The 16,123-nt window shown below is 72.9% G+C and carries 8 protein-coding genes; 4 read left to right on the top strand and 4 right to left on the bottom strand.

The window, feature by feature from the left end; genetic code table 11:
* Position 1 precedes the first annotated feature (1 nt).
* The gene (locus C3V38_RS11150; protein WP_007626718.1) at positions 2-748 is read left to right on the top strand and encodes a TetR/AcrR family transcriptional regulator; all 747 of its coding nucleotides are present in this window, start codon (positions 2-4) and stop codon (positions 746-748) included.
* Between the two features lie 55 nt (positions 749-803).
* Here C3V38_RS11150 and C3V38_RS18345 read toward each other — a convergent pair whose 3' ends face one another.
* The 3 genes from C3V38_RS18345 to C3V38_RS11135 all read right to left on the bottom strand — a co-directional run bounded on the left by C3V38_RS18345 (position 804) and on the right by C3V38_RS11135 (position 11,750).
* Positions 804-1,139: a holo-ACP synthase gene (locus tag C3V38_RS18345; protein ID WP_371412118.1), complete on the bottom strand. Its 336-nt coding sequence runs from the start codon at positions 1,137-1,139 to the stop codon at positions 804-806.
* Between the two features lie 239 nt (positions 1,140-1,378).
* Positions 1,379-10,828 (bottom strand): type I polyketide synthase, encoded by a 9,450-nt coding sequence (locus tag C3V38_RS11140; protein WP_254425964.1) that lies wholly within the window; start codon positions 10,826-10,828, stop codon positions 1,379-1,381.
* Between the two features lie 358 nt (positions 10,829-11,186).
* Positions 11,187-11,750, bottom strand: coding sequence for a hypothetical protein (locus C3V38_RS11135; RefSeq protein WP_061229721.1), 564 nt, complete (start codon positions 11,748-11,750; stop codon positions 11,187-11,189).
* Positions 11,751-11,897: 147 nt separating this feature from the next.
* Here C3V38_RS11135 and C3V38_RS11130 point away from each other — a divergent pair, with 147 nt between their 5' ends.
* Together C3V38_RS11130 and C3V38_RS11125 are read left to right on the top strand one after the other, a co-directional pair.
* Positions 11,898-13,571 (top strand): sodium-dependent transporter, encoded by a 1,674-nt coding sequence (locus C3V38_RS11130; protein ID WP_061229720.1) that lies wholly within the window; start codon positions 11,898-11,900, stop codon positions 13,569-13,571.
* 3 nt (positions 13,572-13,574) lie between these two features.
* On the top strand, positions 13,575-13,715 hold the full coding sequence (locus tag C3V38_RS11125; protein WP_082767821.1) for a methionine/alanine import family NSS transporter small subunit: 141 nt from the start codon (positions 13,575-13,577) through the stop codon (positions 13,713-13,715).
* A 47-nt stretch (positions 13,716-13,762) separates the two neighbouring features.
* Here C3V38_RS11125 and C3V38_RS11120 read toward each other — a convergent pair whose 3' ends face one another.
* The gene (locus C3V38_RS11120) at positions 13,763-15,157 is read right to left on the bottom strand and encodes a glucose-6-phosphate dehydrogenase (RefSeq protein ID WP_106385788.1); all 1,395 of its coding nucleotides are present in this window, start codon (positions 15,155-15,157) and stop codon (positions 13,763-13,765) included.
* Between the two features lie 122 nt (positions 15,158-15,279).
* On the opposite strand from C3V38_RS11120, the gene C3V38_RS11115 reads away from it, so the two are divergent.
* Complete coding sequence (locus C3V38_RS11115; RefSeq protein WP_061229718.1) at positions 15,280-16,119, top strand: maleylpyruvate isomerase family mycothiol-dependent enzyme; 840 nt, start codon at positions 15,280-15,282, stop codon at positions 16,117-16,119.
* Positions 16,120-16,123 lie beyond the last annotated feature (4 nt).

Raw genomic sequence — 16,123 nt, 5'->3', positions numbered from 1 at the left:
CATGCCGACCGAATCGTCCGAGCGCGCCCACGAGCCGTCACGGGATATCACCGACGAGGCCGTCCAGGACGAACCGAACATCCTTGTCCCCCGCCGCCGACCGATCCAGGAGCGCAGCCGCCGGAAGTTCCAGGCACTCCTGTCGTCGGCCCGGGAAGTGCTGGTCGAGGTCGGCTTCGACTCGTTCACCTGCGAGGAGGTGGCGTCGCGCGCGGGCGTGCCCATCGGGACGCTGTACCAGTTCTTCGCCAACAAGTACGTCCTGGTCTGCGAGCTCGACCGCCAGGACGCGCACGGGGTGATCGAGGAGGTCGAGCGCTTCGCGCAGAAGATCCCCGCGCTGGACTGGCCGGAGCTGCTCAACGACTTCCTCGACCATCTGGCCGACCTGTGGCTCCGGGATCCGTCCCGGCGCGCGGTCTGGCTGGCCACGCAGGCCACTCCCGCCACGCGGGCCACGGCCGCCGTGAACGAGCGCGAGATCGCCCGGATGATCGCCAGCGTCCTCGCGCCGCTCATGCCCGCCACCGAGCGGGAACGCCGCGCGTTCATGGCCGAGGTGTTGGTGCACGTGGCCTACTCGATGCTGAACTTCTCCGTCAGCGCCGGCCCGGTGCCCGGCGGCGAAGCGGGTGACACCGTCGGCTCCGCCGGCGGCGAGGACATGCACGACGCGACCGTCACCGAGCTCAAGCGGATGCTCACCGCCTACCTGTGGCTGGCGGAGAAGGAAGCCCAGGCCGACTGAGGCGGCCCCGCCGCCAGGCCACCTTTCGGTGAGCCCACAGACCGCTACGGAGCGCCTACCCGCGCAGCGGCCCCTCGAGCACCACGAACGCGATCGCGGAGCCGCCGTCGTGGCTGAGGGAGACGTTCCACCGCGTGTCGTCACCGAGGGTCGCGGCCACCTGCCGGGCCACCTCTCCCCCGAGACGCACCGTCGGCCGGCCCCAGGCGTCGCACACCGTCTCGATCTCGGCCCAGCGCAGCAGGTCGGGCGGGATCGGAGGGGGCATGCCGTACAGTGCCGCGGACCACGCCTTGATGACCGCCTCTTTCGCGGCCCAGCGTGCGGCGAGGTGGCGGGCCAGCGGGTCCTCGTGGCGGCGCGGGGTCACCGTCCCGGGCGGAGACGACATCCCCGGTGGAGACGACGCCGCGGGAGACGAGGACGCGGGAGACGCTGACGTAGATGACGACGGCGACGACGACGTGAACCCGGCCGCCCGGCCGGCCCCGCGGGCCTCGGCGCGTTCGCGGCACTGCCTCCGCTCGGTGGGCGAGAACGCGCGCGTGAGCCGCGTCCCCGGTTCGGCCAGAGACGCGGCGAAGGCGCCGAGGTCGACGATGTCGACCCCGACGCCTCTCACCCCGGTCGTCACCGCCCGGAGCGCTCCGTCCCGGCGACCTCCGCGGCGATCTCCGCGGCGACACCGGCCGACAGCACGCCGTCGGCGTCGACGCGGGCGGCCGGGTCGAGCAGGACCGCGGCCTCGCGCTCCTTGACCTCGTCGCCCGAACCCTCACCGAGGCGACGGGCCTCGGGGCGGGTGTAGAGCGCCTCGCCGCCGTAGATCGCGTCGGTCAGGCGCCGGGCGCCCTCGCGCTCGCGGCGCAGGCCGGCCTCGCGGATGCGCTCGGCCTCGTCCTCGCCGTACGCCGCGGCCACGGCCCGGTGGTAGGCCTCCGGGTGCACCACGGCGATGAGGCCGGAGACGTGGCCGAAGCCCAGCGAGGTGAGCAGACCGGCCTTGAGGGGCAGGTCGCCGCCCAGCTGCAGGGTCTCGCGCAGCCACACCAGGTGCCGGTGGTGGTCCAGCACGTCGTCGACGCAGTCCAGGGAGCGGTTGGGCGGGATGGTGCCCGACCGCAGCATCTGGGTGAGCCCGATGAGCTGGAACGCCGCAGCACCGCCCTTGGCGTGGCCGGTGAGCGTCTTCTGCGACACCACGAACAGCGGGTTGCCCTCGGACCGGCCGATCGCCTCGGCGAGACGCTCGTGCAGGTCCGACTCGTTGGGGTCGTTGGCCTTGGTCGAGGTGTCGTGCTTGCTCACCACGGCCACGTCGTCGGCGGTCAGGCCCAGCTGGGCGAGGCCGCGGGCGAGCGGCGAACGCTTCCCGCCGCGCCCGGCGCCCAGCGCACCCAGCCCGGGGGCCGGGATGGAGGTGTGCGCGCCGTCGGCGTACGAGCCGGCCCAGCCGACCACGCCCAGGACGGGCAGCCCCATGCGGGCCGCGACGTCACCACGGGCGAGCAGGATGGTGCCACCGCCGGCCGACTCGACGAACCCGCCGCGACGGCGGTCGTTGGCCCGGCTGTAGTACCGCTCGTCGATCCCCTTGGCCGCCATGGCCGCGGAGTCGGCGGTGGCGGACATGTCGGCGAAGCCCTGGATGCCCTCGATGGACAGGTCGTCGAACCCGCCGGAGACCACGAACTCGGCCTTGCCGGCGCGGATCTTGTCGAAGCCCTCCTCGACGCTCACCGCGGTGGTGGCGCAGGCCGCCACCGGGTGCACCATCGAGCCGTAGCCGCCGACGTAGGACTGCATGACGTGCGCGGCCACGACGTTGGGCAGCGCCTCCTGCAGCGTGTCGTTGGCGCGGCTGCGGCCGAGGATGCCGTCGATGTACAGCGAGCGCATGCTCGTCATGCCGCCCATGCCGGTGCCCTGCGTGTTGGCGACGTCGGCCGGGTGGACGTGGGCCAGCAGCTCGGCCGGGGTGAAGCCCGACGAGATGAAGGCGTCGACGGTGGCCACGAGGTTCCACGCGGCCACCCGGTCGATGCCGGAGACCATGTCCGCGGGGATGCCCCACGCCGTGGGGTCGAACCCGGTCGGGATCTGACCGCCGACCACGCGCGTGAGCATGGTGCGGCGCGGGACGCGGATCTCCGTGCCGGCCTTGCGGGTGACCGTCCACTCCCCGTCCTCGCTCTGCGTGACGACGGTGTTCTCCGGGTCGACCGAGAGGTAGGCGCGGGCCTGGGCCTCGTCGTCCACGACGAAGGACAGGTCCTCCGGCAGGAACACCGAGGTGAGCTGCGGTGCGGCGCCCGCGAACATCTCGGCGCGGGCGTCGTCGGCGTACGTGCGCACGCCCACCCGGGCCAGGACCTCGTCGCGGAACCGCTCGGCGATGTCCGCCTCGTCGATCGCCTCGCCGGTGGCCGTGACGGTCCACCCCGCGCGGGGCGAGTCCTCCCACGTGATCAGGCCCGTCGACCAGGCCAGCTCGACCACGCCGGCGGCGGTGAGGTCGCCGGTGGTCTCCACCTCGAAGCGGGTACGGGCGCTGCCGTAGGGGCCGACCTCACCGGCGCCCACGATGACGACCATGTCCTCGAGGTCCTGGGTGACCTCGCCCCACTCGGGCCGCTCGTCGGCGGCGACCGTCGGCAGCGACGGCAGCGCGGCGATCGTGCCGGCCGTGTCCTCGTCCGGGGTCGTCGCGGAGGCGGTGGGCCGGTCCGCGGCGAGCGCGGACATGTCGAGGTCGGCCGTGCCGAGCCCGCCCGTGAGGTCCACGGTGACCGGCTTCTCGGCGGCGGCGTCGCGGAACTCCGGCGCGCACCAGCGCAGCAGCTCGGTGGCCATCCCGGCGGTGGACCACGTGGACACGCCCGCGGCCTCGACGGCCTCGACGAGCGGGTCGTTGTGGCCCATGAGGCCGGTGCCCCGGACCCACCCGATGATCGCGTGGACGAAGGTGACCCGCTGCGACCAGGCCTTCTCCGAACCCCACTTGGCGATCATGGCGTCGAGCGCGGCCTTGGCCTCGCCGTAGGCGCCGTCGCCGCCGAAGATGCCGCGGTTGGGCGAGCCCGGCAGGACCACGTGCAGGCGGGAGTCGACGTCGGTGTCCGCGCCGATCGCGCCGAGCCCGGCGACGAGCTTCTCCACGCTCCACAGCAGGACGCGCATCTCCGTCTCGGCCCGCGGGCCGGCGTCGGCCATCGAGCCCTGGACGCGCGGTGCGGCGAACGGGAACAGCAGCGTCGGCGTGAGCGCCGGCTTGAGGACGGTGGTCTGGCCACCGGCCGACTCGGAGTGCTCCGAGCCGACCCACTCGACCAGCGCGTCGACGTCCGAGTAGGAGGTCATGTTGGCGGGCAGGACCCACAGCGCCGCGCCACCGCGGGCGTTGGAGCGGTAGAGGTCCTTGAAGAACGCCAGCTTGCCCTGGTCGAGGCTCGAGGTGGTGGCCACCACGGTGGCGCCACCGGCCAGGAGGCGGCCGGTGACCGCCGCGGCGATGGAGCCCTTTCCGGCGCCGGTGACGACGGCGACGTCGTCCGCGTACGCGCCGACGAACTCCTCCGCCGCGGCCTCCGAGATCTCCCGGAAGGCCGTGGCCAGGGCGTCGCGGCGGGCATCGGTCGCCCGGGCCGCCCACCAGCGGGCCTGCTCGGCGACGATCTCGCCCGCGCCGCGGAAGGCCTCCGCGGCGTCGGCCGGCACGTCCGAGGCGGTCCACAGGCGGGCCAGGTCCTCGCGGGCCGAGGCCCAGCGGTCGTCCAGCAGGACGGCGCGGTTGGCGTCGAAGGCCGGGGCCACCACGCGGCGCCAGTCGGAGCCCAGCTCGGCGGCCACGAGGTCGGCGAGCTCGGAATCCGGATCGGCGTCGGCCAGCAGGTCGACGGCCTCCGGCTCGAGGTGCCCGAGCCGGGTGAGCAGGCCGCGCGCGGCCTCCGCCAGGACGCCGTTGCGGCCGGTGAGCTCGTCGGCGAACTCGGTCAGCGCGGCGGAGTCGACGACCCCGCCACCGCCGGCGCCCGAGGAGGGCGTGGCCACGGACACACCGTGGGCGGCGCCGACCGCCTGCACGGCCGCGTCGATGAGCGCGTCCAGGCCGGCGACGTCCTTGACGCCCGAGGCGTCGAGGGTCGCGAGGTCGCCACCGCGGATCGAGGCGCCGTCGCGGGTGCCCAGCGCGATCTCGGCGGTCACGTGGTGGGCCCAGCCGGCGCCGAGCTCCCACGCGCCGGTCACGCGCTCGGTGATGTACGCCGGGCGCTTGCCGGAGCGGCCCAGGACCGCGCGCAGGGCCTCCCCGACCGCGTCCGACAGGACGGGGCCGAAGGGGGCGTAGCCGCAGGCCAGGCGCGAGACCTGGTCGGCCAGGGTCGGGAAGTCCGCCTCGGCGGCGCCGTCGATGGCGCCCAGGCTCAGCTCGGTGCCCAGGTCCAGCAGCAGCTGGTTACGGCGCGAGGACACGCCGTCGCACAGCGTCTCGATGGAGTCGCCGGCGGCGATCTGCTCGGGACGGACCTTGGTGCGCAGCGCCACCAGCATGCGGGTGGCCGCGGGTGCGCCGAACTCCAGGTCGTCCGGGCGGGGAGCGCCGGGGGCGGCGGCAGGCGCAACTGCCGGTTCGGATCGGTCCGCACCGGCCGTGCCGGGGGTGTTGACGGCCGGTGCGGGGTCTGTGGGGGCCGCCTGACCGGCGGCCGGGGTGGAGGCGGAACCGGTGTCGGCGTCCGCCTCGTCGTCGTCGCCCTCCACGCTGGGCGGCAGGGTGCCGTACAGCGTCGCCGAGTCGCGCTCGACGTTGATCACCTGGGCGCGCGGCCCGCGGTGGGTGGGCAGGTCGAGGGTCTTGGAGGCGAGGTTCGCGACGGTCGGGGCGTTGGCCACGCCGACCTCGATGAACTGCTCGACGCCGAGGCCGCCACGCTCGATCGGCGTGAACAGCAGCTCCTGCGTCTCGATCCAGCGGACCGGGCTCGCGAACTGCCAGGCCAGCAGCTCGACGAGCAGCAGGCGGCCCAGTCGCGTGGGCGTGGCGGACCAGGCGTCCCAGTTCGCGAGGACGTCGTCCAGGGCCTCCGCCGGCACGAGGTCGGCGATCTCCTGCACGAAGTCGCGCTCGAGGCTGAACAGGCGCGGCACGAGGTTCGGGATGTAGCGGCCGACGAGCACCGAGATGTCCACGTCCTCGGGGATCAGCGCGTCGAGGGTGGCCCGGAAGTCCGGGACGCCGCCGCGCAGCACCGTGGAGTGGAACGGCACGTCGATGCCGGGCACCAGGATGAAGGCGTTCTTGCCGCCCGAGCGCTCGAGCTCCCGGTTCACCGCCTTCTCCAGCGCGGCGCAGCCGGCGACCGTGCCGGCCAGCGCGTACTGCGAGCCCGCCAGGTTGTAGTTGACGATCTCGATGAACTCGCCGGACTCGCGGGCCACGTCGGCGACCCACTGCGCGATGTCCTCGTCCGAGATGCCCATCTGCGACGGGCGGATAGCGGCCATGCGGTAGTCCGACCGCCCCTGCGCGTCACGCGGGACCAGCTGGTGCATGGTCGAGCCACGCTGGAACACGATCTCCAGCAGCGGCTCGAGCTCGAGCACGCCGGAGATGGCGGCCAGGGCGTCGTACTCGCCGATCGAGTGGCCGGCGAAGTAGGCGCCGTCGACGAGCAGGCCGTCGGCCTCGAGCTCGGCGCGCTGGGCGACCGCGAGGCACGCCATCGCGACCTGGGTGAACTGGGTCAGGTAGAGCACGCCGTCGGGATGCCGGTGGACCTCGCCGCGGACGGTGACCTCGGTCGGGTTGTCGCGGACGAGCGCCAGGATCGAGAAGCCCAGGGCCTCACGGGTGTGCTTGTCGGCGCGGTCCCAGATCTCGCGGGCGGCGGGGCAGCGGGTGCGCCCCTCCATGCCCATCCCCTTGGCCTGGATGCCCTGGCCGGGGAACGCGTAGACGGTGCGCGGGGCCTCGGTCAGCGCGGTGGCGGCCATGACGGTGGCGCCGTCGACCGTGCACGTGACCTCGAGGACCTGGCCGCCGGCGTGGCGGCCGGTCTGCACGGCGCGGACGGTGATGTGGTCGCCCGGGCGGACCGGGGCGAGCATCCGGGCGGTCCAGCCGGCGATCCGCAGCGCGGGGGTCTTGCCGTCCGAGGCCTGCACGGCGTGCTGCGCGGCGGCCGAGAGCCACATGCCGTGGACGATCACTCCACCGAGCCCGGCCAGCTCGGCCGCCGTGTCGGAGACGTGGATCGGGTTGTGGTCGCCGGAGACCAGCGCGAACGCGGTCATGTCGTGCGGGGCCGTGAGCGTGGCGGACACGCGCTGCTGGCGCGTGGTCTCCGCGGGCTCGGCGACGCCACCGGACGGGGTGACCAGCGCGCCACCGGCCGGGCGGGGGTCGCCGACCTCGGCGCCGCCGGTGCGGCCACGGATGGCGAAGCGCTCCGACAGGGTGCACAGCGGGGTGCGGGAGCCGTCGCGTGCCTCCGCGGCCACCTCGACCGACACCTCGACGACGCGGCCGAGGTCGGTGTCGCGGACACCGCCGGACCGGGCGACGACGACGAGGTCGGTCGTCTCCTGCGGCAGCGCCGCGTGCATGCGGATGCCGTGGTCCAGGTGGACCAGGTCGAGCAGCCCCTCGACGACGGTGCCGGTGCCGCGCGGGCGACGCGTCTGGCCGAGCACGGCGAAGACGGTCGGCCAGGCGGCGCCCACGAGGGCGTCCGGGACGCCGGCGGACGGCACGAGCGAGGTGGGCAGGCTGCCGGCGGTGACGCCGGTGTGGTCCGTGGCCAGGGTGGGCTCGAACGTGAACCGCGCGGTGGCGACACCGTCGGTGACCTCGGGCAGCGTGTCGATCCGGGTACCGCCCGCTCCCCCGCGGCCGACGCCGGCGGCGGTGGCCAGCAGGGTGCGCATGGCGGACTCCGCGGCGTCATCGGTGATGACGGGCGCGGCACCGGTGGCCACGGCGTCGCCCACGGTGAGGGTGATGGTCATCTCGGCCGGGCCGACCGGCAGCGTCAGGTCGACCGTCTGCCCGTCCGTGTCCGGGGTGAGGACGGCGCCGGAGACCGGGTGGCGACCGATGCCGTCGGCGTCGATCTCCCACGCGTGCAGGACGCCCAGGCGGTGGACGGGGTTGACGACGAGTCGGCCGGCCCAGGTGACGTCGGGGCTGTTGAGCACGTCGGCGACGGGGCCGGTGACGGTGGTGACGATGCCGCGGCGGCGGCTCGACACGGCCTCGGTGTCGGGCAGGTAGCCGCGGACCCGGTCGGCGGTGGCGGCCTCGAAGCGGTCGAGGAGCTCACCGACCGGCTCGTCGACGCGGGTGATGCCGGCCACGGCGGTGGTCCCGGGGATCACGCACACGGCGTCGGCGTCGTAGCGCGGGTCGTGGGCCTGCCACAGGGAGTCCGAACGCCACCAGCGGCGCACGTCGGCGTCGATGACGGGGACGAACGGCACGGGCTTGCCGGGCATACGGCAGATGTCGAGGAACTCGGCGGCGTCGGCCGGGTGCAGCACGGCGCTCGCGAGCTCGGGGTGGCGGGCGGCGAGGGCGTCGATCACCTCGGCGGGGCGCTCCATGGACTCCACGCGCGGGAACGCGGAGCGGATGCGGCCGGTGTCGGCGGCGTCGAGGCGGGCCTCGGTGCGCTGGACCATGCGGTGGAAGCGCTCGCGGATGGTCGGGTCGAGCCACACGGAGCGGGTGCCGTCGGCGACCGCGGCGGCGAAGTCGCCGCCCACGTCGAACGAGTCGTCGCCCCGGGCGACCGACCCGTCGGCGCCGGCGCCGGGCGCGAGCGAGAGCTCGACGAAGCGCCGCAGCCACTGCTCGTAGGTCATGGAGTCGAGGTCGCCGAAGTAGGGCTTGGCGGTGCCGTTGATCGCCGCGATGATCTCGTCGCGGCGGGCGGCCACGGCCTCGGCGTCGCCGGCCACCTCGTCGAGGAGGCGTCCGGTGCGCGCGGCGGTGTTGTCGATCTCGTGGATGTCCGCGCCGAGCTGGCTACGGCCGGAGGCCATGCCTCCCTCGGCCTGGCCCGCGCCCACCCAGGCGTCGACGCCCGTGGTGTCCACGAGCAGCTGCTTGACCTGGGGGCTGGTAGTGGCCTCGAGGGTCGCCATGGCGGCGGTACCCACGAGGATGCCGTCGACCGGCATGGCCGGGTAGCCGTGCGCGTTGGCCCACGAGCCGGTGAGGTAGTCGGCGGCCCGCTCGGGGGTGCCGATGCCGCCGCCGACGCATAGGACGACGTTGGGGCGCTCGCGCAGCTCGCCGTAGGTCGACAGCAGGAGGGCGTCGAGATCCTCCCACGAGTGGTGGCCGCCGGCGCGCCCTCCCTCGACCTGGACGATGACGGGCATGTGCGGGACCTCGGCGGCGATCCGCACGACCTGGCGGATCTGCGCGACGGTGCCGGGCTTGAAGCTGACGTGCCGCAGGCCTGCCTCGGTCAGCTCCTCGATGAGGGCCACCGACTCGTCGAGCTCGGGGATCCCCGCGGTGACGATCACGCCGTCGAAGGGGATGCCCGCGGCCCGGGCCCGCTGGACGAGGCGCTTGCCGCCGACCTGCATCTTCCACAGGTACGGGTCGAGGAACAGGGAGTTGAACTGGGCGCTGCGGCCGGGCTCGAGCAGCTCGGCCAGACGGCGGGTGTTCTCGGCGAAGATCGCCTCGGAGACCTGACCGCCGCCGGCGAGCTCGGCCCAGTGGCCGGCGTTGGCCGCCGCCGCGACGATCTGCGGGTCCACGGTGGTGGGCGTCATGCCGGCCAGCAGGATCGGCGAGCGCCCGGTGAGGCGGGTGAACGACGTCTCCACGTGGACGCTGCCGTCGGGCAGCGTGATGAGCTGCGGCTGGAACGCCGTCCACGGCCGCTCGATGGGCGGCGTGGCGCCCGGGGTGAACAGGTTGCGCAGGCCCCCGCGGGTGGCCGCGGCGACCACGCCGACGCCCTGACCGCGGACCACGGACCGGTTGAGGCGGGTCAGCGCCTCGCCGGGGCCCATGTCGAGGATCCACTGGGCACCGGAGTGCAGGGCCTCGGCCATCTCCTCGACCCAGTCGACCGGCTCGATGAAGACCTGGCGCGCCAGGTGGACGGCGCGCTCGACGTCCAGATCGCAGGCGCGGGCCCAGCGGGAGACGATCTCGACCGCCGGCGCCATCGCCGGGTGGTGGAATCCGACCTCCACGTCGAGCGGGTCGAAGACGGGGGCGAAGACCTCGCCGCCGGTGAGCTTTGCCTCGCGACGACGACGCGACTCGGCCTCGAGGTCGGCGCAGTGACGACGCAGGTCCTCGAGGTCGTCCGGTCGGCCGACCACGACGTGGCGGCGCTGCGCGTTGCGGATGGAGACCGACGGGCGGATCGACGCGTCGACGTCCGAGAACAGCTCGTCGACCAGCGATCGCAGGGCCTCGCCGTCGATCCCGGACACCCCGACCATGGGGCTGGCCTGGCCACGGCGGAACAGACCCACGCGCCGCCCGACCAGGGTGGCGGCGGCGCCGATGAGCTCGGCGACGGCCAGCAGCCGGTCGTCGATGGACCCGAAGGTCTCCACCGACTCCACGGCCAGCACGCCCTGGGAGTGTCCGACCACGGCCGCCGGGGCGGTGTCGTTGACGTCGAAGCCCTCGGCCGCGAGGGCGCGCAGTGCACCCATCTGGGTGAGCAGGACCGCGGGGAGGGAGACCGCGGCGGCCGACAGGGAGGCGTCGTCGGGCAGGTCAGCCGCGTCCTCGTCCTCGCCGGTGGTGGTGTTGGCCCACTCGATGGGCCGGAAGCCGTGGGTCCGCACGACCGCGATCTCGTCATGGACGGGCTCGGTGAGGGCGACGGAGGCGTCGACGAGGTCCTGGAGCTCCGGCCCGATCCCCGTGCCGTCGATGAGATCGCTGAGCGCGTCGCGCCAGGCGATCCCCTGCCCGCCGAAGGCGAGCGCATAGGCCGTACCCTCACGGAGTTCGTCCGCGAGGGCGCGGGCGGCGCTACGGGCCGCGAACCCGGTCTCGATCGGGCGGGGGGTGAGGTCGCGGTCGTCGATCGTCACGTGTGGAACTCCTTGGCACTGCGTCAGGGACATCGCCGGAATCGGTGACCGGTTTCGGCGCAGCGCACAGATTGCCACACAAAGTTGAGGTGCCCCTCAGATTGCGGGGGTACGACCGACCGAATCGCGGGTCAGCCGTCGGTCGGCGGCGGTGATGCCCGCCACAAAAAGACATGACGCGCGCCTCATATCTACAGGTGAGGCCACCCTCAGGTTCTGCGTTTGCGCGGTTATCGAATTGTTACATCTTTTCAGGGACTCTCGGGCTACCAGGGCGTGTCGTCCAGCCCATACGGGTGTGCTGCCGACGCGCCCGCGACCCGGTACGGGACGACGCGTCGCCACTGCCGTGCCGCGATCAGGCGCCGCAGCGCAGCTCCTCCATGGCCCGCGCGTCCAACCCTTCGGCAGCGCACAGATCGGCGGCCAACCGGCGCGGCCCGGACGACCACTCGACGTGGGCGGCCCGCGCGGCCCGCCCGAACGACACGGTGACCAGGCCACCGATACCGGGCGTCTCGTCCGGCGCGAGCGCCCCCTCCCCCACCCGGTCGATCGCCACGACCTCGGCGACGGTCGCTGCCCCGGGCGCGGGGATCAGCCGCAGCTGCACGAGGTGACCGTCGAACGCCCCCATCCAAACGGCGAACGTACCGGTGCCGTCCGGCCGGAGCTCAAGCGTGCGCCCGTGCGAGAACCACCGGCCGGTCTCGCGCACGACGTCCGTGGGCGTCAGGACGGCCGGGGGCGGTACGGACGCGGCCACCGGTTCGACGGGCGCCACCACGGTCGGAACCGCCGGCCCGCCCGGCGCGAGCGTCCGCGGGGAGGCGGCGACGGAGCCCGCGCCGACGGTGAGCGTCACGAGCGCCGCGGCGACGAGCAGCCGATTCGCGGTCCGCCCTCCTAATTGGTGCCTCATGGGATTACCCTAATCACACCAGCCACGTGACCGAGTACCCGACTTGCGTCGATTCGATCACCAAATGGCAACCGTCCGACTAGAAGTAGGGGACTCGGAGCACGGCTCGAATCCGAACCCGCCCGCTCCCCCGCTGAGGAGGAATCCATGTCCACACCCGCCGCCACGGGCGGTACCAGGAGACGCGAGGCCTTCTCGGGGCGCTCCGTCTTCGTGTTCGCCGCCATCGGCTCCGCCGTCGGCCTCGGCAACATCTGGCGTTTCCCCTTCGTCGCCTACGACAACGGCGGCGGCGCGTTCCTCATCCCGTATCTGGTCGCGCTGCTCTCCGCCGGTATCCCCCTGCTGTTCTTCGACTACGCCATCGGCCACCGGTTCCGCGGCTCCGCTCCCCTGAGTTTCCGCCGCATGAACCGTTTCGCCGAGCCGATCGGTTGGATCCAGGTGTTGGTGTCCTTCGTGATCGCCGTCTACTACGCGGTGATCCTCGCGTGGGCGGCCTGCTACGCCTGGTTCTCCGTCGACGGCCGCTGGGGCGAGACCTATGAGGAAACCGCCACCTTCTTCTCGGAGGACTTCCTCCGCGCCGGGTCCGGCTTCGGCCTGGACTTCGTGCCGCTCATCACGGGCGTGTTGGTCGTTGTATGGCTGTTCACTCTCGGCGTCCTCATCGCGGGAGTTCAGAAGGGCATCGGCCGGACCGCTCAGATCTTCATCCCGCTGTTGATCGTCTTGTTCGCGGCCCTGGTCATCCGGTCCCTGTTCCTCGAGGGGGCCGCCGACGGCCTCAACAACTTCTTCACGCCCGACTGGGGCGTGCTGACCGACCCCGGTGTGTGGATCGCCGCCTACGGGCAGATCTTCTTCTCCCTGTCGGTGGGCTTCGGCATCATGCTCACCTACGCCTCGTACCTCAAGCGCCGCTCCAATCTCACCAGCTCGGGGCTCGTCGTGGGCTTCTCCAACTCGGCATTCGAGGTCCTGGCCGGTATCGGCGTCTTCGCCACCCTCGGCTTCCTCGTCTCCTCCGCTGCGGGCGCGGGGTGGGACGACGTCAGCGGCGGGCCGGGCCTCGCGTTCATCGCCTTCCCCGCCCTCATCTCGCAGATGCCCGGCGGGCCCATCTGGGGCGTCGTGTTCTTCGCATGCCTCATCCTCGCCGGCCTCACGTCGATGATCTCGATCGTCGAGGTGGTCATCTCCTCCTTCCAGGACAAGGTGGGCGTCTCCCGCACCACCGCAACGTTGGCGATCGGCGGCCCGATGGCCATCGTGTCGATCCTGCTCATGCCCACCGAGACGGGCCTGCAGAACCTCGACATCCTGGACAAGTTCGCCAACAGCATCGGCATCGTGGGCATCGCGCTCATCGCCCTCATCGTGGTGATGTTCGCGCTGCGCCTGGGTCCCACCCTGCGCGACCACCTCAACTCGGTCTCTTCGTTCAAGGTCGGCCCCATCTGGATCGTGTGCATGGCGGTCGTCACCCCGCTCGTCCTGGCGTACGCGCTGTTCGGCGAGATCCGCAGCCTGGTCTCGGAGCCGTACGAGGGCTACGACGCCGCCGTACTCGGCGTCTGGGGCTGGGGCATGATCGCCGCGATCCTGGTGCTGTCGGTGATCCTGTCCCTGCTGCCCTGGCGCGGGGCCCGTCACCTCGACGGCCCGCCGGCGACGGACGACGATCCAAGCGACGTCCTCTACGAGGACCAGTTCGACGCGTCGGGCTCCCCCGTCCGGGCCGACGCGGCCAGCGCGACCCGCACGGCCGGCACCGGTACGCGCGGCAACCGTACCGAGACCACCCGAAACGAGGGCTGAACCATGGACACCGCAGCGATCATCATGATGGTGCTGTTCCTGCTCGTCATCTGGGGAGGCCTGGCACTGAGCATCGCGCACTTCGTCCGGCAGCCCGACGACATGACGGAGGAGAACGCCGCGCGCACGGCGCGGAAGGTCTGACTCCCGGTCATCGACCGTAGGCCCCGGTTCCACAGCGGAACCGCGGCCTACGTCGTCCCGGGGTTCCCCTCGACCGGGCCGTCCGAGCCCGCCTCGTACTCCTCCATTGGGACCGCGCCGGACTCCCAGGCCTCGATCACCGGGGTGAGGATCCGCCAGCACTCCTCGGCGACGTCGCCGCGGACGGTGAGGAGCCGGTCCCCGTCGAGGATCCGCCCGAGGACCTCCCCGTACGGGAGCAGGTCGCTGTCGCCGAGCTCGGTGTCGAGGTGGGAGTCCTCGAGCGCGAGACTGTCGCCGGAGGCGTTGGTCGCCAGGTCGAGTGCCACCCGGCCGGGCGCGATGCCCATCGTGAGCCGGCTCGGCGGGGCCCCGCCCGCGAACGCCTCCGGAACGTGTGGCGGCGGCCGGAACGTCACCGTCACCCGCATCGAGTCCTCACCCAGTGCCTTGCCTGACCGGAGCCGCACGGGCACTCCCGCCCAGCGCTGGTTCCGGACCTCGAGCACCACCTCGGCGAGCGTCTCGGTCCCCCGCGACGGATCGACGCCCTCCTCGTCGGTGTAGGCGACGACGTCACGGCCGCCCGCCCTGCCGGCCGTGTAGCGGGCGCGACGAGAGCACGCGGACGGGTCGTCCCGCCACACGTGGGTGGACCGGAGGGTGGTGGCGAGCAGGTCGTGCAGTTCGGTGGCGTCGAGTCGCGCGGGCGCCTCCATGGTGACCAGCGCCGTCACGAGCAACAGGTGCGACTGGAGCATGTCGACCAGCGCACCGGTCGAGTCGTAGTAGCCGGCACGGCCCTCGAGGGCGAGGGTCTCGTCGGCCACGACGTCGATGCGCTCGACGTGCTCGGCTGTCCACACGGGTTCCAGGACCCGGTTACCGAACCGCATCCCGAGGATGTTGAGGACGTTCGCGTCGCCGAGGAAGTGGTCGACGCGGTGGACGCGGTCCTCGGGGACGAGGTCGAGGAGCAGCGCGTTGAGGTCTCGGGCCGAGGCGAGGTCGGTGCCGAACGGCTTCTCGACCGCGAACCGTACGTCGTCGCGGAGTGGGCGGCCGCGCAGTCCCTCGCACGCCGTGGCGGTGACGGCCGGGGGCAGGGCGAAGTACAGCACCACCGGGCCGTCGAGCCCGTCGATGAAGTCGGCGAACGCGTCGGCGTCCGTGACGTCCAGGGCGACGAAGCGAGTCGTCGCCGCGATCCGGTCGGCCTGGTCCGGTCCGCAGCCGCCCTCGCGCAGCGCTGACCGGACGAGTCCGCGCCACTCGTCGTCGTCCATACCGGATCGGCCGGAGCCGACGACGGTGACGTCCCGCCCGGGGTCGCGCGCCAGGAGCGAACCCAGGCCGGGGAGCAGGAGGCGCTCGGTGAGATCACCCCCGGCCCCCAGGATCGCCAGGGTGGGGCGGTCGTTCTGTGACGTGGTGGTCGGCATGCGGTCGGGCCTCCGGGCGGGTCGTCGCCCGGCGGCTCGGTCCGGGCACTACTCGGCTGCTCGCCCGACGCTACCCGCGCGATCGTCCACCGGCCGGGCGCGACGCCAGTAGCCTCGGCGGCATGGACAGCGAGTCGAGCGACACGGCACCCGTCGAGGTGCGCCACCTGGTGCAGCAGTGGAAGCGCCTCGACGAGGTGCTGGCAGGTCTGAAGAAGGACGACTGGACGGCGGCGACCGCGCTGCCGGGGTGGACCGTGCGCGACATCGTGGCGCACATCGCCGGCACCGAGCACATGCTCGCCGGCGAGCCGGTCCCGGACATCGAGCTGCCTGAGTCGGCTCGCGAGTACGTCCACAACCCGATCGGTGAGCTCAACGAGAAGTTCGTCCAGGAGGCCCGGTCGCTGGCGGTGGAGGACGCGTTCTCCGATTTCCGGGAGGTCGTCGCCGAGCGCACGGAACAGCTCGCGGAGCTGTCCGGCGTGGATCTCGAGGCGGAGACGGACTCCCCCGTCGGTCGCGTGCCGTACCGCCGCTTCATGGGGGTGCGGGTCTTCGACTGCTGGGTCCACGAGGACGACATCCGGCAGGCGCTCGGCATGAAGCACCATCTCGGCGGTGACACCGGGCGGTTCGCCGTCGAGGAGATCGTGCGGGCCCTGCCGCGCATCGTCGGCAACGGCGCCGGCGCCCCGGACGGGTCGCGTGTCCGGTTCCGCGTCGTGGGTGAGGACGACGCGGATCTGCCGCTGGCCACCGACGTCGTCGTCGACGGGCGCGCGCGGCTCGCCGATGTGGACGACGCCGCGCGGACCACCGTCGAGCTGGTCTTCGACACGGCGACCTTCGTGCGTGCGACGACCGGCCGCATCACCGCCGAGCCGGGTCGCGGCGTGGAGGTCAGCGGGGACGAGGATCTGGGCCGGGCGATCCTCGGATCGTTGGCCTTCACCATCTGAGCCC

This window comes from Dietzia sp. oral taxon 368, from assembly GCF_002999155.1.
Classification (GTDB): domain Bacteria; phylum Actinomycetota; class Actinomycetes; order Mycobacteriales; family Mycobacteriaceae; genus Dietzia; species Dietzia cinnamea.
The sequence above is the reverse complement of the archived record's forward strand: the minus strand, read 5'-3'. Positions and strand labels throughout refer to the sequence as shown.